Source organism: Streptomyces sp. H39-C1, from assembly GCF_027158125.1.
In the GTDB taxonomy this organism is placed as follows: Bacteria; Actinomycetota; Actinomycetes; order Streptomycetales; family Streptomycetaceae; genus Actinacidiphila; species Actinacidiphila fildesensis.
In genome coordinates this window covers 44,994-64,212 of sequence record NZ_JAPVLS010000001.1, presented here as the reverse complement: position 1 = coordinate 64,212, position 19,219 = coordinate 44,994, and the positions used below count along the sequence as shown (strand labels likewise).

The following is a 19,219-nucleotide window of genomic DNA, read 5'->3' as shown; positions in this document are numbered from 1 at the left end:
ATTTATCGATAGGTCGTACCAGGTACTGTGATTGGACACTGACGCAGAGTCAACTAGCCTTGTTCGAGCGCGTCTTCGCGCGTTGCGCCAGGGCGGTTCGAGCCACGAGGGGGGAGGCTCGAACCGCCCATTCTGCGTAGGGCTCCCTGCATATATGCGTAGGGGCCCTACTTTGCGGCGTCCAGGGCGCGGGTGACATCGGCGACGATGTCACCCGCGTCCTCCACGCCCACCGAGAAGCGGATGAAGCCGGGCGGAACCGCGTCGCCGCCCCAGCGGGCCCGGCGCTCGGCCGTGCACTGGACGCTGCCGAAGCTCGTCGCCTCGATGGTGATCCGGAGCGCGGAGAGGAAGCGCTCGGCGTGCTCCTTGTCGGGCAGCGTGAAGGAGACGACGCTGCCGAAACGGCGCATCTGGCGGGCGGCGAGTGCGTGCGCCGGGTCGGTGGACAGGCCGGGGTGGCGCAGCCCGGTCACCTCCGGGCGGTCGGCGAGCGCCGTGGCCAGCTCCAGGGCGTTGGCGGCCTGCCGGTCCACGCGCAGCGAGAGGGTGGCCAGCGAACGGTGTGCGAGCCAGGCCTCCATCGGGCCGGGGATCGCACCGACGGTTGCGCGCCACATCCGGGCCTGTTCGGCGAGCTCGGGATCGCGGGTGGTCACGTAGCCGAGCAGCAGGTCGCCGTGGCCGGTCAGGGCCTTGGTGCCGCTGGCGACCGAGAAGTCGGCGCCGAGGTCGAGCGGGCGCTGGCCGAGCGGGGTGGCCAGGCTGTTGTCGACGGCGACCAGGGCGCCCGCCGCGTGCGCGGCGTCGGCGAGCCGGCGGATGTCACAGACGTCCAGGACGGGGTTGGACGGGGTCTCCAGCCACAGCAGGCGCGCGCCGTCCAGCAGGGCCCGCTGCGCGTCGTCGCGGGTCGGTGCGAGGCGCACGGTGACTCCGTACGACTCCAGCCGCTGTTGGAGGGCCCGGGTCGTCTGGTAGCAGTCGGAGGGCAGGACGACGGTGTCGCCCGCGCGCATCTGCGACAGGAGCACGGCGGAGACCGCGGCCATCCCCGAGGCGAAGACGGTCGTCCTGGCGGTCGGGTCGGCGGGGGACTCCAGCTCGGAGATCGCGTCTTCGAGCAGGGTCCAGGTCGGGTTCTGCTCCCGGCCGTAGGTGTACGGGCCGGTCGCGTCGCCGGGCAGGTGGAAGTGTGAGACGAAGGTGGGGCCGGGGAGGGAGGGCTCGTACGGCTGGGCGGGCGGGCGTCCGGCGTGGACGCTGCGGGTACTTTCACCGCTGCCGCTCGGGCTGTCGTACTCGGCCATCGCTGCCTCCTGGGACCTGGGGGTCGCACCTGATGCGCGTGTGCGCGCGGGTTCAGTCAACCCGATCCCGGGTCGGTGCCCGGGCCCTCCGGGGCGGGGGTCCGAAATCGTATATTTACGTGCCTGGCGGCCCACAAATACACGGCAGCATTTCGGACCCCCACCCCTACGGTCCCGGTCACCTCCGGCGCTCGTAACGGCATCGGGCCGTCCTCCTCGGTGCTCAGTCCTCGTCCGGCAGGAGCATGTTGAGGGCCCAGGACACGATGCTGATGATCAGGCCGCCGATCAGCGCCGCCCAGAAGCCCTCGACGTGGAAGTCGAGGCTGAGCTTTCCGGCGAGCCAGGAGGTGAGCAGCAGCATCAGGGCGTTCACGACCAGCGTGATGAGGCCCAGGGTGAGGATGAACAGGGGGAAGGACAGGAGTTTGACGACCGGCTTGACCAGCCAGTTCACCAGTCCGAAGACCACGGCGACCAGGATGACGGTGAGGACCTTGTGCCAGGTGTCGTCACCGGTGAGGGTGATGTCCTTGACCAGCCAGATGGCCACACCGAGGGCCCCGGCGTTGGCGAGTGTCTTGACGACGAAATTCTTCATGGTGTGATCGTGGCAGAACTGATCGCCCGGGCAAGAGATGCGACGAGGGAGAGCTGCGATGAAGGTGTTCCGGCTGGACGATCTGGAGGCGGAGCGGGCCGCCAACAACGGGGCTTATCTCAGCTTTCTGCGCGAACGGAACATGTCGGCGGGGCTGTACGCGCTCCAGGCCGGGGAGCTCGATCCGCAGACCCCGCACCAGCAGGACGAGATCTATCTGGTGGTGAGCGGCCGGGCGGCGATCACCGTGGGGGAGGAGACGACCACGGTGGCCCGGGGCAGCGTCGTCTATGTGCCGGCCGGGGTGCCGCACCGCTTCCACCACGTGACGGAGGACCTGCGGGTCATGGTCGTCTTCTCGCCGCCGGAGGCCTGAACCCCGGCGACTGAGGGTCGGACCCTGGGGTTCCGTAGGGGAACGGTCAGGGAAGGATCGGGTCTCCGACCCCTCCGCCGGCCCCCTTGTCGGCTCTAGAGTCGAAGCACGGGGACAACGAAGGAATCTGGAGGGAAACAGTCATGGAAGAGCTGGTCAAGGGTCTGCCCTGGTGGATCAAGTGGGTTGCGATCCCGGTGATCGCTCTCGTCGTCTTCGGCGGCTTGATCATGAGCCTGGTCGGCTTCGTCATCGGGCTGCTGTTCAAGGTGCTGGTCTTCGCGGCGCTGGTCGGCGGGCTGATCTTCCTGGTGAAGAAGTTCACCTCGGGATCCTCGTCCTCGCATCGTGACTGGTAATCCCCCGGGGGGCCGGAACCCGTACATCCCGTCCGCAGGCGGCACCCGCCGCGCCGGGCGGGGGCGGCGCGGCGCGATGACGCGCCCCGCCCCCGCCCTCACACGTGCTTCGCGGATCAGACCTGGTCGTCGTCCTGCAGCGGTATCAGATGGCTGCGGGGCGTCGATCCGTTGGGGGACGCCGGCGGCGGCACGGTGCCGGCGCCGTTCTCCGTGCCCATCGACGCGAGCAGCTGGCGGGCCAGTCCGAGCCCGGTGCCGCCCATGGTGAGTGCCTTCGCGAACATGTCGGACATACCGTCCGCGCCGTTGAGCAGCACCATGTGCTCCACGTTGCCGAACGCCGAGGCGCCCGCCTTCACGATCTCCGGCCAGTTCTCGGCCAGCTGCTGAGCGACCACGGCCTCCTGGTTGGTGGCCAGTGCCTCCGCGCGCGCCTGGATCGACGCGGCCTCGGCCAGGCCCTTGGCCTTCGCCGCCTCGGCCTCCGCGAGCCCGCGGGCCTGCGTCGCCGCCGCCTCGGCCTCACCGGTCGCCCGGGTGGCCGCCGCCTGGGCCAGCCCGCTGACCTTCGTCATCTCGGCCTGCGCGGCCGCGGCTATCTTGACCCGGTTGGCTTCGGCGATGGCCGCCAGCTCGGTCTCCTTCGCCTTGGCCTGTGCCGCGGAGATGCGCACATCGCGTTCGGCCTCGGCCAGCGTCCGCTTCTCGTACGCCTTCGCGTCCGCCGGCTTTCTGACGTCGACCTGGAGCTGCTGCTCGCGCCGCTGCGCCTCCAGCTCCGCGACGCGGGTCTCCTGGACCACGACCTCCTGCTTGGCCGCGGCCTCCGACAGCGGTCCTGCCTGCCGTGACGTCGCGGCCGCCTTGTCCCGTTCGGCCTGGTAGCCGGCCTGCAGGATCTCGCTGTCCCGGGTCGCCTCAGACATCCGGGCGGCGGCCTTCTGCTCCGCCTCGGTGGCCAGCCGGTCCGCCTCGGCCTGGGCGATCCGCGCGTCCCGGTGGACGGCCGCGGCGTGCGGCGCGGCCAGGTTCTTGATGTACCCGGTAGGGTCCTCGATCTCGTGGATCTGCAGCGAGTCGATGATCAGGCCGAGCTTCTCCATCTCCGAGCCGGAGGCGGCCCGGGTCTGCCCGGTGAGCTTCTCGCGGTCACGGATCATGTCCTCGACCGTCAACCCGCCGACGATCGACCGAAGATGACCGGCGAAGACGTTGTGCACCCGGTCGCCCATGAACTTCTGCTGGTCCAGGAAACGGCGGGCGGCGTTGGCTATCGACACGAAGTCGTCGCCGACCTTGAAGATGACGACTCCGCGCACCTTCAGCGGAATGCCCTGCTGCGTCACACAGTCCACCAGCAGCTCGGTCTCGTTGAGATCGAGCGAGAGCTTGCGCACGGCCTGGACACCGGGGACCACGAACGTCCCGCGCCCCGTGACGATACGGAATCCCAGGCCCTCCTCGATGCCCTCGGTCCGGTGCCGGGAACCGGAGATGACAAGCGCCTCGTTCGGCTCCGCGACCCGCCACATCAGCTTGAACAGCCCGATCACGATGATGATTGCGGCGAGAACGAGTCCCGCCACGACGCCGATGATCATCGGCATACGCCCCCCTCACAGCGGCCCCCATGCGGGGCCTGACGAACGCGAGTGTGCTCCCGCGCAAGGCCGCGGTGAACACCCTGACGGAACCTTGGCGCAGTCTTGATACGAAGCCCGCTCGGCCGAAGCCGGAAGCTCACATCAGCTGCCGCCGGAAGCTCACCCGGCCGAGGTCTGAAGCCCGCTCAGCCGAAGGCCGCGGCCACGTAGACCGTCCGCGGAGCCTGGTATTCCACGACCACGATCTGCGTCCCGGTCTCTATCCGCTCGCCCGGTGTGACCGGATACGCCAGGAACGCCTCGGCGCCGCCCCGTACTTGGACGATCACCTCGCCGACCAGCCCCGGGCCGATCCGCCCCGTCACCCTGCCCTGCAGCCCGATCATCCCGGCCATCGTCCCCCCGTTCACCGCCGCCACCCGCCCCCGCGGGTGCGGCCTGCCGCTACTTCCCCCGGCGCCGGTGGCCGCCGCCGGTCCTCGCGGGGAGAGTGTCCCCCGCCTTCGGTCCGCCCGTCCTCGTATTGTGCCGGTCGGCACTGACAACGAGCGCCGCCAGCAGCGTTGTCAGGGGAACCGACGCGACCAGGCCGATGCTGCCGACCAGCGTCCGGACGATCTCCTCCGCCACCAGTTCGCTGCTGGCGACCCGCAGCACCCCGCTGCGCGCCACCGAGAACAGCAGCAGGAGCGGCAGCGCCGCACCCGCGTACGCCATCACCAGGGTGTTCACCACCGACGCGATGTGGTCCCGGCCGATCCGCATGCCGGAGCCGTAGAGCTTGCGCCAACTCGCGCCGGGGTCGGCGTCCTTGAGCTCCCACACCGCCGAGGTCTGGGTGACCGTCACATCGTCCAGGACGCCCAGCGAGCCGATGATGATGCCGGCCAGCAGCAGGCCCTTGATCTCGATGCCGGGGTAGAGGGTGTGGACCAGCCCGGTCTCGTCCGAGGTGTTGCCCGTCAGATGCGCCCAGGAGATGAAGACCGAGCCGAGGATCCCGATCAGGAAGAGCGAGCACAGCGTGCCGATCACCGCCACCGACGTGCGGGCGTTGAGCCCGTGGCACATGTAGAGCGCGATCAGCATGATCGCGCTGCCGCCGATCACCGCCACCAGCAGTGGATCGTGGCCGTGCAGGATCGCCGGGAGGATGAAGAGCGTCAGGATCGCGAAGCTGATGACCAGCGCGATCAGTGCCATCAGACCGCGCAGCCGGCCGACGGCGATCACCGCGAGCGCGAAGATCACGGCCAGCAGTGCGAGCGGGAAGCCGCGGTCGACATCCGTCACCGCGTACTGCAGCTCCTTCGGAGCGTCGGGTGCGTACGCCACCACCACGCCCTGGCCCGCCGTGTAGCGGCGGGTCTGGTCGGGATGCACGATCTCGGTGAACGTCCGGCCCTTGTCCTTGCCCGTGGTGACCTCGATGGTCGCCTTCTCGCAGCGTTCCGGCGCGGAGGCGGCGGCGCCGGGCGTGGACTGTGCCGGTGACTGTGTGTTCGCCTCGGCGCAGGCGACGTCGTCGATCCTGGTGACGCGCGCCTGCTGGGTCTGCTGGTCGAAACCGACCCCGGTGCGTGCGTGCGGGGGCGCCCCACCCGGCCACAGCACGATCAGCCCGGCGAGCACCGCCGCGGTGAAGGGCACCAGAACCACCGCGATGACCTTGCGGAGATGCTTGGAGACCGGCGGCACCGGACCGTGACCGTGGGTGTGCGAGTGCGCGTGGGGCGACGCCTGGGGAGTGTCCACGGACCGATCATCGCAAGACCCCCTGGTGTGCGTTCGTCCGCACCCGCTACCGTGGGGGCACCTTTGCAATCGCGGGAGCTCGGAGCACCGGGCTGAGAGGGCGCTGAAGAACTGCGCCGACCGCTGAACCTGTTACCGGGTAATGCCGGCGTAGGGAGTTGGGTCTCATGACCACGCAGGATGCACGCATGCCTGTCTCCGTTCAGCCCGTTTCGACGGATAAGCCCGTTTCGGCGGAGCCGTCCGTCGCTCCGGAGAAGCGCGAGCCCGGCTGGCACAAGGGCTACCTGACCGGCACCAGGCCGGACATCCAGGTCCCCGTGCGCCAGGTGCACCTCACCACCGGCCGTGACGTGACGCTGTACGACACGTCGGGGCCGTACACCGATCCGAACGTCACCACCGACGTCCGCCGCGGCCTGGCGCCGCTGCGGGAGAACTGGATCATCGGCCGCGGCGACACCGAGGAGTACTCGGGCCGCCCGGTCCGCCCCGAGGACGACGGGATCAAGCACACCTCCCCCCGCGGCGGTCTGCGGAACCTCGACGCGGTCTTCCCCGGCCGCCCCCGGATTCCCCGCAGGGGCCGGGACGGCCAGGCGGTGACGCAGCTCGCGTACGCCCGCCGCGGCGACATCACCCCGGAGATGGAGTACATCGCGATCCGCGAGAATGTCTCCCCCGAGGTGGTGCGCGAGGAGATCGCGGCCGGCCGGGCCGTCATGCCGATGAACGTGAACCATCCCGAGATCGAGCCGATGATCATCGGCAAGCGGTTCCTGGTGAAGGTCAACGCCAACATCGGCAACTCCGCGGTCACGTCCTCCATCGAGGAGGAGGTGGACAAGATGACCTGGGCCACCAAGTGGGGCGCCGACACGGTCATGGACCTGTCCACCGGCCGCAACATCCACACCACCCGTGAATGGGTGCTGCGCAACTCCCCCGTGCCGATCGGCACCGTCCCCCTCTACCAGGCACTGGAGAAGGTCGACGGCAAGGCCGAGGAGCTCACCTGGGAGGTCTACAAGGACACCGTCATCGAGCAGGCCGAGCAGGGCGTCGACTACATGACGGTCCACGCCGGCGTGCTGCTGCGGTACGTCCCGATGACCGCCCGCCGCAAGACCGGCATCGTCTCGCGCGGCGGCTCGATCATGGCGGCCTGGTGCCTCGCGCACCACAAGGAGTCGTTCCTCTACGAGAACTTCGAGGAGCTCTGCGACATCCTCGCCTCCTACGACGTCACGTACTCGCTCGGCGACGGCCTGCGCCCCGGCTCCATCGCGGACGCCAACGACGAGGCGCAGTTCGCGGAGCTGCGGACGCTGGGCGAGCTGAACACCATCGCCAAGCGGCACAACGTGCAGACCATGATCGAGGGCCCCGGGCACGTCCCGATGCACAAGATCAAGGAGAACATCGACCTCCAGCAGGAGATCTGCGAGGAGGCGCCGTTCTACACGCTCGGCCCGCTCACCACCGATGTCGCGCCCGCCTACGACCACATCACCTCGGGCATCGGCGCCGCGATGATCGCCTGGTGGGGCACCGCGATGCTCTGCTACGTCACGCCCAAGGAGCACCTGGGCCTGCCCAACCGCGACGACGTCAAGACCGGCGTCATCACGTACAAGATCGCGGCCCACGCGGCGGACCTGGCCAAGGGCCACCCGGGGGCGCAGGACTGGGACGACGCCCTGTCCGACGCCCGCTTCGAGTTCCGCTGGGAGGACCAGTTCAACCTCGCCATGGACCCGGACACCGCGCGTGACTTCCACGACGAGACGCTGCCGGCGGACGGCGCCAAGACCGCGCACTTCTGCTCCATGTGCGGTCCCAAGTTCTGCTCGATGAAGATCAGTCAGGACATCCGCAAGGAGCACGGCGGGGACCTGCTGCTGGACCCGGAGGCCGGGATGCGGCAGAAGTCCGAGGAGTTCGCGGCGAGCGGTAACCGGGTCTACCTGCCGCTGGCGGACTGACGACGGCCCGCTGACCACCGCACATGCGTGAGGTCCCGGTGGGAATCCCACCGGGACCTCTGCGGTGCACCGACGTCGGGTCGTGCGCGTCAATCGGGTCGATCGGGTACCGCCGGGTCAGATCAGGTCCATGGCGGCCACTTCGTCGGGACGGCCGTAGCTGACCGGTCCCTGGAAGCGCTTCCGCGCGGTGGCGAACCACCAGACGGTGGCGATGAGCAGCACCACACCCAGGGCGATCGGGGCGTAGTTGAACGAGGTCGTGGTGATCGGGGAGACCTGGGGCAGCATGAACAGCACGCTGCTGAGGACGATCCAGGTCACGGCGACCGATCCGACGACCTTGCCGTAGCGCCCGAGGTTCCAGGGGCCGGACTCGAACTCGTCGCCCAGGCGCAGCCGCAGGAAGATGGGCACGCCGTAGGCGAGGAACAGCCCGACGACATTGACGCTCACAATGGCGGTGAAGGCGGTGTGGGACCACCAGCCGGGCAGTACCAGAACGATGGAGCAGGCCGCCGCGAGCCATACCGCCTTGACGGGCGTACGGGTGCGCGGGGACACGGAATGCCACCAACGCGAACCGGGCATCGCACCGTCACGGGAGAACGCGAAGATCTGCCGGGTATTGCTGGTCATGTTGGCCAGACCGCAGAACAGCATGGCGCCGATGACGATCAGCAGCAGCAGCTTGGCGGTGCCCATGCCGAGCGCGTCGATGAGAATCTGCACGGGCGGTGCGGCGGAGCTCGCCTCGGCGGCGTAATCACGAATCGCGTACACCAGGGCGAGCATGAGAATCAGGCCGATGCCGGCGGAGTAGGCGATCGACCGCATGATGCCCTTGGGCGCGTTGACCGTTGCCTGCACGGTCTCTTCCGACATGTGGAAACTGCCGTCGAAGCCGGTGAAGGTCCAGCTCGTGACGAGCAGACCGAGCATCGCGCCGTAAATCCCGTTGGAGAAGCCGGTGTTGTTCTCGAAATGCGTGACGAAGGAAACCGACTGGTGGTGGTCGGGTATGACGGTCAGACAGACGACGATCACGACCATGCCGATGAACAGCCACCACACGGATATGCGGTTCAGCAGGGCGATCAGCTGCACCGTGTAGGTGTTGGCGAGCGCCTGCAGCAGCAGGATCACCGCCGTGATGCCCACGGTGCGCTGCGCCGTCACCTCGTAGTCGGTCCACTGCATCGCGATGAAGGCCTGGATGAACGTGGCGGCGGCGTAGCCGGTGGCGGCCGTCCCGCCCACCTGGCCGACGAAGTTCAGCCAGCCGGTGTACCAGGACCAGGCGCCGCGGTGCCGCTTGGCGAGCTTGCCCGCGGAGAAGTACAGCGCGCCGCTGGTCGGATAGGCGGAGGCGATCTCTCCCATCGAGGCGCCGACGAACAGCACCATGATGGACACGCCTATCCAGCCGAATATGAGAATCCGCGGACCGCCGGCCGCCATGCCGAAACCGAACGAGGAGAAGATACCGGCGATGATGTTGATGATGGTGAAAGAGATCGCGAAGTTGTCAAACGCGCGAAATCGCCGGGTAAGTTTCCGCGGATAGCCCATGGCATGCAGCGTCGCGTCGTCGTCGAGGGCGGCGACGGGCGCTGGAGGACGAAGGGTTTTCGAGTGTGAAAGAGATCTGTGCTCGGTCACAACCGCAGCCTTTCTGAGACATGGAGGACGGGAGGACTTCGTCGTGCGATGTGGAGCGGAATAGGGATCAGGCGGCACTCGGAATCGGCAGTCCGCACAGCTTTCTGGCCCTGGTCAGTTGTTCCTCGGGCGCTCCGAACGCACTCCAGGGCATACGGGACGCATAGGGTCCTGACGCCGTGAGCACTTCCCGCGCCTCGAATTCGAGCTTCGCCATGACCAGGGCATGCGCCAGATAGGCCAGGTCGAGCACCGGGGTGAACCGGTACTTGGCCGTCTCGGGAAACCAATGGGTGTAGATCCCCATCGTGGTCGCTTTCCACTGGGGCTGTTCCCAGGTGCGGTCCGCCAGCAGTGCGGAGGGGTCGTAGTCCTCGACCAGCGCCACCAGAGGCAGCAGCCGCAGCGGCGAGGAGGTCGGTGCCCGGTGGCTCAGGAACGAGGCGACGTCCCATCGCGCGCTCGCCGAGCCGCCGTTGCGGGTGAAGAAGAAGGCCAGGAACCGGTGGTGCGCCTCACGGTGCCAGGGGTCGAGCCGGAGGATGTGGGCGAAGAGGTACCAGGGACCGGTCGGCTCGGTCAGCAGTCCGCGCGGCGCGGGATCGCGGGGTCGCTGGAGCCGGGTGAGCGCCAGTTGGGTCACCCAGGGAGTCGGGTCGGTCGGCAGCATCTCCGAGGCCCGTTCGCACGCGCCCTGCGCTATGCGGACCAGCGCGCCCTCACGGAGATCGCCGGCGTCGGCCATCCGTAACGCCCGGAGCATCGCCACCCGCGCCCACAGCAGCGCGGACTCGGCGCTGGGTTCCTCGGCCAGCCAGCGTTCGGCCAGGTCGGAATCCGCTGCCTCGGAGGCCAGTACGAGGGACCGGTGGGCCCGCACTTCGAAATCCCCGCGGGTCTCCTTCAGGATCTCGCTGGCGCTGAGGTACCGCCCGGCCTTCACATCCATGCACGCTCGGGCCAACTGACGATCATCGGCCGCCGGATGCCACACGTACTGCCCCTCGAACGAGCCAGCAGTCACTATCCCCCTCCAGATCCTGCAGACGACACCACCCGCACCCGCACATTCCGGTCATGCTGAATTCAGCCAGACCCTCTGAATTCAGCCAGGCACCTTCCGTAGATCCATCGGCAGCGGGTCACACCCTACTCATCATCAACTCGTATCGAAACCAGTCGTCCGGAGCAACTCGTTCCACGCCAATTGCCGTCTGCGGCAATGCAGTCGGGCCCGATCCGCGCGGTTCGACTCCGGCCGTCCGGGTTGTCGAGCAGTGTGCGCCGAAGTATGCACATGGCATATGCGCGGACAGGTGGGAACGTCCCGTCGGCACTCTCCGGATCGAATACCACGGGAGCGATGGCGCGCCGCTGACCTGCGGTTCTGCGGGAAGTCCCGTTGGGGGCGCGCCCATTCGAAACACTCTCGAAGGCGAAGTTGTCCACGGATTGGACTTTGTGGGCCGGCGGCGGCATTGCGTTAACGTTTCAACCAGTTGGGCGTGGAGCCGCAGCTTTCTCGCGCGGCTTCAGGTCCCTTCCGCTGTCCGCGTAGTCGGGGACGCCGCCCGGGCCCGGTGCCTGACGCGCTCGACACCGGGGTGAGACGGGCTACGCCGTACCGCCTCCGGCGCGCACCGTAGGTGCGTTCATGCGTCACATGGGGGCGGATGGCATCAAATTCGCACTATAGGTGCGGACTTCCGCATTCCGCCCATACTCACAACCGGGTGCGCTATCTCGAACCCTCGTCCGGGCCCGTGAAGTCGGGGCTCGAAAAGTCCGGACTGGAGAAATCGGGGCTGGAGAATCGATGGCCCGGTCCTGGGGATTCCTCGGGGCCGGGACTGGTGAAGTCCGGGCGGGAATAGCCGAGTCGGGGCATTCGTGAGGGCTGGCTGCCGTTGGAGCGCGGAGGCTCGAAGTCCGGATGCGGCGCCAGGGCGGCGTTCGTTCTGGCCTCGGCGAGGAAGGGCAGGACGCCGCGGTCGCGCAGGGCGCGCCGCCACGCCTCGCGGGCGGCGGCGACCTCGGGCGGCAGCGAGTCGGAGTCGTCGTCATGGATGGCGCTCGCGCTGTCGCGCAGGGCGGTGAGGAGCAGGCCGACCATCCCGACCAGGATCCCGCACCCGGTGACGCCCGCGAAGAGCCAGCCGGCGGTGCGCAGCGGTGCGGCGATGGCGGGTTCCGGCGTCATCGCGTGCAGGACGTAGCCGATCAGCAGGAAGATCAGCGCGGCGGTGCCCGCCAGGAGGGGTGTCAGCACGGCGACCACCGAGAACAGCCCGGCGCCGGAGCCCGCGGAGTCCGCTACGCCCATGGCGGCGTAGCTGAACGCCCGGTTGTCCGCGGCCGTCACGGGCTCCGTCCGGCGGATGACCGCGGACTCCTCGAGGGCCTCGCGGATCTGCTCGCGAACCTTCAGGTACTGCTGGTACTCCGGTGCGGCGCAGGCGGAGATGACCTCCGCGGCGCTCAGCGCCATGGTGCGCAGCTGTTCGCTATTGAGCACGCCTTCGTGCCCGCCGTGCTCGTCGTGCCCGGTGTCCGCGGAGTGCAGTGCGTCGTCGAGGACTCGTTCGAAGTCCGGGCGGTCTTCGTTGAGCAGGTGTGGAGCGCTGTTCATGTGCATCCCCCGATGCTCCGTCTCCGGACCTCCCCGCTGAATGTGGAGCCGGTCGGCCGGTGAAGCGGAGGAGAGCGTGCCTTACGGATATAGCGATGGTAGAGCGCGGGATGAGGGGGTGACAGAGTGCTTCCCGGAAATCTGCCGATCAGGAAAGGGGTGGGAGTTCGGCAACGAGCAGTCGGCCGTCCATGGTTACGCCACCGTCCATTGCCAATGCCAAGTTCTCGGCATATGCCATCGGGCCATTGACGACCGGGGTGCGTTCCTCCCCGTCCGCGGTGTATTCGCCGCCGACCTCGCCGAGCAGGTACGGGATGGGGCTGTGGCCGTGGACGACCTGGTGGCCGCCGTAGGTGTCGAGGAGTTCCCGGGCGGCCTGCGGGCCGTTGTCGCCGCGGAAGGCGAAGCGCTTGGTGAGCTTGCGGAACAGGTCCCAGCACTCGTCCGCGTCGCCGCGCTGGAGGATGCCGGTGACGGCGTCGTTCATCGCGTCGATGGTGGTGCCGTAGTCGAGGTACGCCGTGGTGTCGGAGTGCAGCAGCAGATGACCGTCGGTCAGGTGCGCCGCGTCGAGCCGGGACATCCACGTCAGATGGCGGTCCTCCAGCCGGTCCATGTCGGAGGGCTGGCCTCCGTTGAGCCGCCAGGCGGCGAGGAACGACGCGGTGCCACCGGTGGAGTTGACGGGGGTGTCGCCGAAGCGGTGGGCGCCGAGCAGCAGCAGCTCATGGTTGCCCATGATGGCCTTGGCGTAGCCGCCCGCGGCGGCCGCCTCGGCGGAGAGCTGCATGACGAGCTCGATGACGCCGATGCCGTCCGGACCGCGGTCGGTGAAGTCACCGAGGAACCACAGCCGGGCGGTGCCCGCCGACCAGTGGCCTTCGGCGTCGATGAGGCCCTGGGCGTGGAGCGCCGTACGCAGCTCGTCGATGTACCCGTGGACGTCGCCGACGACGTAGAGCGGACCGGGCTGGTCCGCGTCGACGGGAGCTATCACCGGGAGGTCGTGCGCGGTGGGGGTGTAGTCCTCCGGCACCAGACGGGTGTCGAGCTGGGTCGCCTCGTACCCGGCCGGGGGCGCGGCGGCCGGCACCTGGACCGGGGCCGCCGGCGCGGCGAAGGACGCGGGCGCACCTGCCGGCCCGTCCGCACCGATCGCGGCACCGGTACCGGGCGCACCGGTACCGGGCGCACCGAGAACGCCTGGTGTGCCTGGCAAGACGGGAGCACCGGAAGCGTCGGCGAACCCGTACGACCCGTTGCCGGGCGCGGCTGCCTGACCGGTCTGCCGACCGCCTTCCGGTCCGGCCTCCGGACCCGCGTCCGGACCTGCCGGACGCCAGCTCACCATCGCCTTGAGCACGGGCCCGTGACCTGCCCCCTGTGTCATCGACCCCTCCACCATCGCGCCGCCATCCGCCCATCATAGGAATGACGCTGTCGTGGTGTGACATACCTGGGTGCCGGGTTTTCGGCCGGTGCCGACAAACACCCCCTAAATCGGCGTCCTGGGGCGGTCCGGCGGCCGATTCGGGTTCCTGCTCGGACTCCTGTGCCGACTCCTGAACAGGTTTCCGCACGGAGTCCGGTGCGAACTTCCGCGCGGGGTTCCGGTTCCGGATCCCCGCGCGGACTTCCCGGCGGCTCGTGCGCGGTGGTGCGGTTCGGGTTTCCCGGGCCAGGCGTCAGCCCCCGGCCGGACTGCGCGGGGGACTCACCGTGGTGCGGTGCGTACGGCGCTGGGACGAGGTGCGGACGATGAGGTCGGTCTGCATGATCTGCTGGACGGGATGGGTGGCACCCACCCCTTCGATCGCGTCGATGAGGAGCTGGACCACCGCGGTGCCGATCTTCCCCGGTTTGAGGGACAGCGTGGTGATCGGCGGTTCGGTGCTCGCGTAGACGCTGCTCTCGCTGCAGCAGACCAGCAGCAGATCGTCCGGCACCCGCAGCCCGTAGCGGCGGGCGGCGGCCAGCAGATCGGTGCCGTTGGGGTCGAAGAGACCGTAGACGGCGTCGGGCCGGTCGGGACGGGCGAGCAGCCGGTCGGCGGCGACGGCGCTCGCGCACGGGTCGTGGGCGGGGTAGGACTCGTAGACCGGCTCCTGGCCCACCCGCTCGCACCATTGCAGGTACGCGGTGGTGGAGAGCCGGGTGTAGGTGTCGGTGCTGGTACCGGTGAGCAGGCCGATCCGGCGGGCTCCGGCGGCGGCGAGGTGGTCGAGGATGCCGAGGACGGCTTCCTCGTGGTCGTTGTCGACCCAGGCGTGGACGGGGAGGCTGCCGGCGGGCCGGCCGTCGCTGACCACCGGTACGCCCTGGCGGACGAGTTCCATGACGACGGGATCGTGGTCGGAGGGGTCGATGACCACGGTGCCGTCGAGTGCGACGTTGCTCCACACGTCATGGCGTGAGGAGGCGGGGAGGATGACCAGGGCGTAGCCCCGGGCGAGGGCGGCCGAGGTCGCGGCTCTCGCCATTTCGGCGAAGTACGCGAACTCGGTAAAAGTGAACGGTTCTTCGCCGTAGGTGGTGACCGTCAGGCCGATTAAGCCCGATCGGCCGGTGCGCAGTGTGCGGGCTGCCGCGGACGGGCGGTAACCCAGCCGTTCGGCGACCTCCCGGACATGGCGGCGGGTGGCGTCGGGCAGTCGGCCCTTGCCGTTGAGTGCGTCGGAGACAGTCGTGATCGAGACACCGGCGGCAGCGGCGACATCTCTGATGCCTGCCCGCTCGAGCCGGCGTCCGATGGGCCGGCTCGCCTGGTGGTTCCCTGCTGCTGTCATGGCGACCCGATAGTAGGGCGGGGTTGGTCCGTCCGCTGGGGCCCCGAAAAGGCATTCAGACGGTACGTTTCTGCAAGATCAAGAGTGCCTTGTGGGGTGTAATGTGCAGCTCGCAAGCGCTTTCTTCGCGTGAGTACCGGCGTCGCGGGGACGATCTCCTGCCCATTGGTTCGTATTGCGGGGAGGTATCAACTCACTCCTACGAGGGATGCGCACCACCGCGTGCGCCACCGGCGCACGGTGTGGCGCACGGCACTTTCCCACTCCCTCACGCCCCCTCGTATGGTGTGGTCATGACCCCGAAGCTGCGCGCGGAACTGGACGGCATCCCCACCTACAAGCCCGGGCGACCCCCGGTCTCGGACGAGGGTGCTCCGGCCTACAAGTTGTCCTCCAACGAGAACCCCTTCCCGCCGCTGCCCGGCGTGCTGGAGGCGGCCACCGCCGCCGCGGGTTCGTTCAACCGTTATCCCGACGCCGCGTGCACCGAGCTGATCGCCGAGCTGGCGCACCGCTTCGGAGTGCCGCAGACGCACATCGCGACCGGCACCGGCTCGGTCGGCGTCGCGCAGCAGCTGCTGCAGTCGACCGCGGGGCCGGGTGACGAGGTCATCTACGCCTGGCGTTCCTTCGAGGCGTACCCGATCATCACGCGGATCAGCGGCGCGACGCCGGTGGAGGTACCGCTCACCGACGGCGAGGACCACGACCTGGACGCGATGGCGGACGCCATCACCGACCGGACCCGGCTGATCTTCATCTGCAACCCCAACAACCCCACGGGCACCGCGGTACGCCGTGCGGCGCTGGAACGCTTCCTCGACCGGGTGCCGTCCGATGTGCTCGTGGTCCTCGACGAGGCGTACCGCGAGTTCATCCGGGACGCCGACGTGCCGGACGGTGTCGAGATCTACCGCGACCGCCCGAACGTCGCGGTGCTGCGCACCTTCTCCAAGGCGTACGGCCTGGCCGGTCTGCGGGTAGGCTTCGCCATCGCGCACGAGCCGGTCGCGGCCGCGCTGCGCAAGACCGCGATGCCGTTCGGTGTGAGCCAGCTCGCGCAGGACGCGGCGGTCGCGTCGCTGCGCTCCGAGGAGGCCCTGCTGGAGCGGGTGGCCGGCCTGGTCACCGAGCGGGACCGGGTCGTCGGGGCACTGGCCGCGCAGGGCTGGGCGCTGGCGGAGACGCAGGCGAACTTCGTCTGGCTGCGGCTGGGGGAGCGCACCCTGGACTTCGCCGCGGCGTGCGAGCGGGCCGGGGTGGCGGTACGGCCGTTCCCGGGCGAGGGCGTGCGGATCACCATCGGCGAGACCGAGGCCAACGACCTGCTGCTGAGCACGGCGGACGCGTTCCGCAAGGAGCTGTAGCTCCCTTTACCACCTGCCGTTTTCGCCCCCTTCCACCCCCCGGTGGGAGGGGGCGAACTGCTGTGCGCGATACTTAGCTTGTGAATGCGTTCACTTTCACAAGCGGACGTGTTTGCCCCCTTTCCTATGGGTTCCACGCGAGGGTTGGGGGGAAAAGTTCGAGTTTGGACCGGTGCAGGTGAACCGGTACAGGTAAGGAGTCGTGACGTGCAGCTCTCGCTGGAAACCGTCGACGTCGCGCGATGGCAGTTCGGCATCACCACCGTCTACCACTTCCTCTTCGTCCCGCTGACGATCAGCCTCTCCGCGCTCACCGCGGTCCTGCAGACCGCATGGGTCCGCAGCAAGAACGAGAAGTACCTCAGGGCCACCAAGTTCTGGGGCAAGCTCTTCTTGATCAACATCGCCATGGGCGTGGCCACCGGGATCGTCCAGGAGTTCCAGTTCGGGATGAACTGGTCGGACTACTCCCGGTTCGTCGGGGACATCTTCGGAGCCCCGCTCGCCTTCGAGGCACTGATCGCGTTCTTCTTCGAGTCCACGTTCATCGGGCTGTGGATCTTCGGCTGGGACAAGCTGCCGCAGCGCATCCACCTCGCCTGCATCTGGATCGTCTCGATCGGCACGATCCTCTCCGCGTACTTCATCCTGGCCGCGAACTCCTGGATGCAGCACCCGGTCGGCTACACCTACAACAAGGTGACCGGCCGCGCCGAGCTCACCGACTTCTGGAAGGTCATCACCCAGGACACCACCCTGGTCGTGGTCTTCCACACCATCACCGCGGCCTTCCTCACCGGCGCCGCGTTCATGATCGGCATCTCCGCCTACCACCTGGCGCGCAAGAAGCACATCGCCGTGATGCGCACCTCACTGCGGCTCGGCCTGGCCGTCGCCGTCGTCGCGGGGCTGCTCACCGCGATCAGCGGTGACTCGCTCGGCAAGGTCATGTTCAAGCAGCAGCCGATGAAGATGGCCGCCGCCGAGGCGCTGTGGGACGGCGAGGGGCCGGCCCCGTTCTCGATCTTCGCCGTCGGCGATGTCGACAAGGGCCACAACAAGGTCGCCGTCGAGATCCCCGGGATACTGTCCTTCCTCGCCGACGGCAACTTCTCCTCGTACGTGCCCGGCATCAACGACATCAACAAGGCCGAGCAGCAGAAGTACGGCCCCGGTGACTACCGGCCGAACATCCCCACCGCCTACTGGGGCTTCCGCTGGATGATCGGCTTCGGGATGACATCCTTCGCGGTCGGCCTGGCGGGACTGTGGCTCACCCGCCGCAAGCTCTGGGTCGCCGAGGAGCACCGCACCGGCGAGGACGAGGCGCCGAAGCTGATGCTCACCAGGAACACACCGTTCGGCGACCGGTTCGCCGCCTGGTACTGGCGGATCGCGCTGTGGACGATGGTCTTCCCGCTGCTGGCCAACTCGTGGGGCTGGATCTTCACCGAGACCGGCCGCCAGCCCTGGGCCGTCTACGGGCTGCTCCGCACCTCCGACGCGGTCTCCCCCAATGTCTCCACCGGCGAGGTGTTCGGCTCGCTGATCGCCTTCACCCTGCTCTACGCGGTGCTCGCGGTCGTCGAGATCAAGCTGCTGCTGAAGTACGCCAAGGCCGGACCGCCCGAGCTGACCGATTCCGACCGGAATCCGCCCACGAAGATCGGCGGCGACTCCACCGACGCCGACCGGCCCATGGCCTTCTCGTACTGAGAGGAAGGAGCGCGACATGCACCTGCACGACGTCTGGTTCGTACTCATCGCCGTCCTGTGGACCGGCTACTTCTTCCTGGAGGGCTTCGACTTCGGGATCGGGATCCTCACCAAGCTGCTGGCCCGCGACCGCCCCGAGCGCCGCGTACTGATCAACACCATCGGCCCGGTCTGGGACGGGAACGAGGTGTGGCTGCTCACCGCGGGCGGCGCGACGTTCGCCGCGTTCCCCGAGTGGTACGCCACGCTCTTCTCCGGCTTCTATCTGCCGCTGCTGATCATCCTGCTCTGTCTGATCGTCCGCGTCGTCGCCTTCGAGTACCGCTCCAAGCGGTCGGAGGACCGCTGGCAGACCAGCTGGGAACAGGTGATCTTCTGGTCCTCGCTGCTGCCGTCCGTGCTGTGGGGCGTCGCGTTCGCCAACATGGTGCGCGGTGTGAAGATCGACGCGAACAGGGAGTACGTCGGCACCTTCTGGGATCTGCTGAACGTCTACTCGATCCTCGGCGGGCTCGTCACCCTCACGCTCTTCACCTTCCACGGCGCGGTGTTCGCCGCGCTCAAGACGGTCGGCGACATCCGGACCCGGGCTCGCAGGCTCGCCTTCCGGCTGGGCATCACGGCCGCGGTGCTCGCGGTGCTCTTCCTGGGCTGGACCCAGAAGGACAGCGGTGACGGCACGACGCTCGGCGCGCTGATCGTCGCGGTGGTGGCGCTGGTCGCGGCGGTCCGGATGATCTGGATCGGCCGTGAGGGATGGTCGTTCGTCTTCTCCGGCATCACGATCGCGGCGTCGGTGGCGATGCTCTTCCTGGCGCTCTTCCCGAACGTCATGCCGTCCTCGCTGAACGCCGCGTGGAACCTCACCGTCACCAACGCCTCGGCGACGCCGTACACGCTGAGGATCATGACGTGGTGCGCCGCGGTCGCGACGCCGGTCGTGCTGATCTACCAGGGGTGGACGTACTGGGTGTTCCGCAAGCGGATCGGCACCCAGCACATCGCCGAAGTCCACTAGCCACGGTCAGACAGGGTCCGGGGCCCGTTGCGGCCGGCCGAGCTC

General features: G+C 68.5%; 16 protein-coding genes and 1 riboswitch. Of the genes, 6 read left to right on the top strand and 10 right to left on the bottom strand.

The genetic code is table 11. The features are described from left to right. Positions 1 to 167: 167 nt before the first annotated feature. Together O3W51_RS00290 and O3W51_RS00285 are read right to left on the bottom strand one after the other, a co-directional pair. On the bottom strand, positions 168 to 1,310 hold the full coding sequence (locus O3W51_RS00290; protein ID WP_138351140.1) for a cystathionine gamma-lyase: 1,143 nt from the start codon (positions 1,308 to 1,310) through the stop codon (positions 168 to 170). Between the two features lie 223 nt (positions 1,311 to 1,533). Further along, complete coding sequence (locus O3W51_RS00285) at positions 1,534 to 1,911, bottom strand: phage holin family protein (protein ID WP_138351139.1); 378 nt, start codon at positions 1,909 to 1,911, stop codon at positions 1,534 to 1,536. A 58-nt stretch (positions 1,912 to 1,969) separates the two neighbouring features. Here O3W51_RS00285 and O3W51_RS00280 point away from each other — a divergent pair, with 58 nt between their 5' ends. Both O3W51_RS00280 and O3W51_RS00275 read left to right on the top strand, forming a co-directional pair. Next, on the top strand, positions 1,970 to 2,287 hold the full coding sequence (locus O3W51_RS00280; protein WP_138351138.1) for a cupin domain-containing protein: 318 nt from the start codon (positions 1,970 to 1,972) through the stop codon (positions 2,285 to 2,287). A gap of 143 nt (positions 2,288 to 2,430) precedes the next feature. Next, positions 2,431 to 2,646, top strand: coding sequence for a DUF5326 family protein (locus tag O3W51_RS00275; RefSeq protein ID WP_138351137.1), 216 nt, complete (start codon positions 2,431 to 2,433; stop codon positions 2,644 to 2,646). 116 nt (positions 2,647 to 2,762) lie between these two features. On the opposite strand, the gene O3W51_RS00270 is transcribed toward O3W51_RS00275, so the two are convergent. From O3W51_RS00270 to O3W51_RS00260, 3 genes are all read right to left on the bottom strand, one after another. Beyond that, complete coding sequence (locus O3W51_RS00270; RefSeq protein ID WP_187144944.1) at positions 2,763 to 4,256, bottom strand: flotillin family protein; 1,494 nt, start codon at positions 4,254 to 4,256, stop codon at positions 2,763 to 2,765. 182 nt (positions 4,257 to 4,438) lie between these two features. Then, on the bottom strand, positions 4,439 to 4,639 hold the full coding sequence (locus tag O3W51_RS00265; RefSeq protein ID WP_138351136.1) for a hypothetical protein: 201 nt from the start codon (positions 4,637 to 4,639) through the stop codon (positions 4,439 to 4,441). Positions 4,640 to 4,697: 58 nt separating this feature from the next. Further along, a complete protein-coding gene (locus O3W51_RS00260; RefSeq protein WP_138351135.1) occupies positions 4,698 to 6,008 on the bottom strand; it encodes a YibE/F family protein in 1,311 nt (436 codons plus the stop codon). Between the two features lie 61 nt (positions 6,009 to 6,069). Next, positions 6,070 to 6,182, top strand: a riboswitch (TPP riboswitch). On the opposite strand from O3W51_RS00260, the gene thiC reads away from it, so the two are divergent. Beyond that, positions 6,176 to 7,993: a phosphomethylpyrimidine synthase ThiC gene (gene thiC / locus O3W51_RS00255; protein WP_138351134.1), complete on the top strand. Its 1,818-nt coding sequence runs from the start codon at positions 6,176 to 6,178 to the stop codon at positions 7,991 to 7,993. (Overlaps the previous riboswitch by 7 nt.) A 117-nt stretch (positions 7,994 to 8,110) precedes the next feature. Here the strand turns inward: thiC and O3W51_RS00250 are convergent, their stop codons facing one another. The 5 genes from O3W51_RS00250 to O3W51_RS00230 all read right to left on the bottom strand — a co-directional run bounded on the left by O3W51_RS00250 (position 8,111) and on the right by O3W51_RS00230 (position 15,073). Beyond that, a complete protein-coding gene (locus O3W51_RS00250; protein ID WP_138351133.1) occupies positions 8,111 to 9,565 on the bottom strand; it encodes an amino acid permease in 1,455 nt (484 codons plus the stop codon). 157 nt (positions 9,566 to 9,722) lie between these two features. Continuing rightward, positions 9,723 to 10,679 (bottom strand): hypothetical protein, encoded by a 957-nt coding sequence (locus O3W51_RS00245; protein ID WP_138351132.1) that lies wholly within the window; start codon positions 10,677 to 10,679, stop codon positions 9,723 to 9,725. A 714-nt stretch (positions 10,680 to 11,393) separates the two neighbouring features. Next, positions 11,394 to 12,284 carry a hypothetical protein gene (locus O3W51_RS00240; protein ID WP_331284027.1) on the bottom strand — a complete coding sequence of 297 codons (891 nt, stop codon included), beginning with the start codon at positions 12,282 to 12,284 and terminating at the stop codon, positions 11,394 to 11,396. A 148-nt stretch (positions 12,285 to 12,432) separates the two neighbouring features. Beyond that, positions 12,433 to 13,677: a metallophosphoesterase gene (locus O3W51_RS00235; RefSeq protein WP_269282692.1), complete on the bottom strand. Its 1,245-nt coding sequence runs from the start codon at positions 13,675 to 13,677 to the stop codon at positions 12,433 to 12,435. 295 nt (positions 13,678 to 13,972) lie between these two features. Continuing rightward, a complete protein-coding gene (locus O3W51_RS00230) occupies positions 13,973 to 15,073 on the bottom strand; it encodes a LacI family DNA-binding transcriptional regulator (protein WP_138351129.1) in 1,101 nt (366 codons plus the stop codon). Between the two features lie 293 nt (positions 15,074 to 15,366). On the opposite strand from O3W51_RS00230, the gene hisC reads away from it, so the two are divergent. From hisC to cydB, 3 genes are all read left to right on the top strand, one after another. Further along, a complete protein-coding gene (hisC, locus tag O3W51_RS00225; protein ID WP_138351128.1) occupies positions 15,367 to 16,440 on the top strand; it encodes a histidinol-phosphate transaminase in 1,074 nt (357 codons plus the stop codon). Between the two features lie 207 nt (positions 16,441 to 16,647). Next, a complete protein-coding gene (locus O3W51_RS00220; protein WP_244809282.1) occupies positions 16,648 to 18,156 on the top strand; it encodes a cytochrome ubiquinol oxidase subunit I in 1,509 nt (502 codons plus the stop codon). Between the two features lie 16 nt (positions 18,157 to 18,172). Continuing rightward, positions 18,173 to 19,174, top strand: coding sequence for a cytochrome d ubiquinol oxidase subunit II (gene cydB / locus O3W51_RS00215; RefSeq protein WP_138351126.1), 1,002 nt, complete (start codon positions 18,173 to 18,175; stop codon positions 19,172 to 19,174). Positions 19,175 to 19,219 lie beyond the last annotated feature (45 nt).

Coding starts and splice junctions, on each gene's coding strand:
- O3W51_RS00290 (WP_138351140.1), bottom strand. CDS start 1,310: ATGGCCGAGTACGACAGCCCGAGCGGCAGCGGTGAAAGTACCCGCAGC.
- O3W51_RS00240 (WP_331284027.1), bottom strand. CDS start 12,284: ATGAACAGCGCTCCACACCTGCTCAACGAAGACCGCCCGGACTTCGAA.
- O3W51_RS00285 (WP_138351139.1), bottom strand. CDS start 1,911: ATGAAGAATTTCGTCGTCAAGACACTCGCCAACGCCGGGGCCCTCGGT.
- O3W51_RS00265 (WP_138351136.1), bottom strand. CDS start 4,639: ATGATCGGGCTGCAGGGCAGGGTGACGGGGCGGATCGGCCCGGGGCTG.
- O3W51_RS00230 (WP_138351129.1), bottom strand. CDS start 15,073: ATGACAGCAGCAGGGAACCACCAGGCGAGCCGGCCCATCGGACGCCGG.
- O3W51_RS00275 (WP_138351137.1), top strand. CDS start 2,431: ATGGAAGAGCTGGTCAAGGGTCTGCCCTGGTGGATCAAGTGGGTTGCG.
- O3W51_RS00270 (WP_187144944.1), bottom strand. CDS start 4,256: ATGCCGATGATCATCGGCGTCGTGGCGGGACTCGTTCTCGCCGCAATC.
- O3W51_RS00280 (WP_138351138.1), top strand. CDS start 1,970: ATGAAGGTGTTCCGGCTGGACGATCTGGAGGCGGAGCGGGCCGCCAAC.
- O3W51_RS00250 (WP_138351133.1), bottom strand. CDS start 9,565: ATGGGCTATCCGCGGAAACTTACCCGGCGATTTCGCGCGTTTGACAAC.
- O3W51_RS00235 (WP_269282692.1), bottom strand. CDS start 13,677: ATGACACAGGGGGCAGGTCACGGGCCCGTGCTCAAGGCGATGGTGAGC.
- hisC (WP_138351128.1), top strand. CDS start 15,367: ATGACCCCGAAGCTGCGCGCGGAACTGGACGGCATCCCCACCTACAAG.
- thiC (WP_138351134.1), top strand. CDS start 6,176: ATGACCACGCAGGATGCACGCATGCCTGTCTCCGTTCAGCCCGTTTCG.
- cydB (WP_138351126.1), top strand. CDS start 18,173: ATGCACCTGCACGACGTCTGGTTCGTACTCATCGCCGTCCTGTGGACC.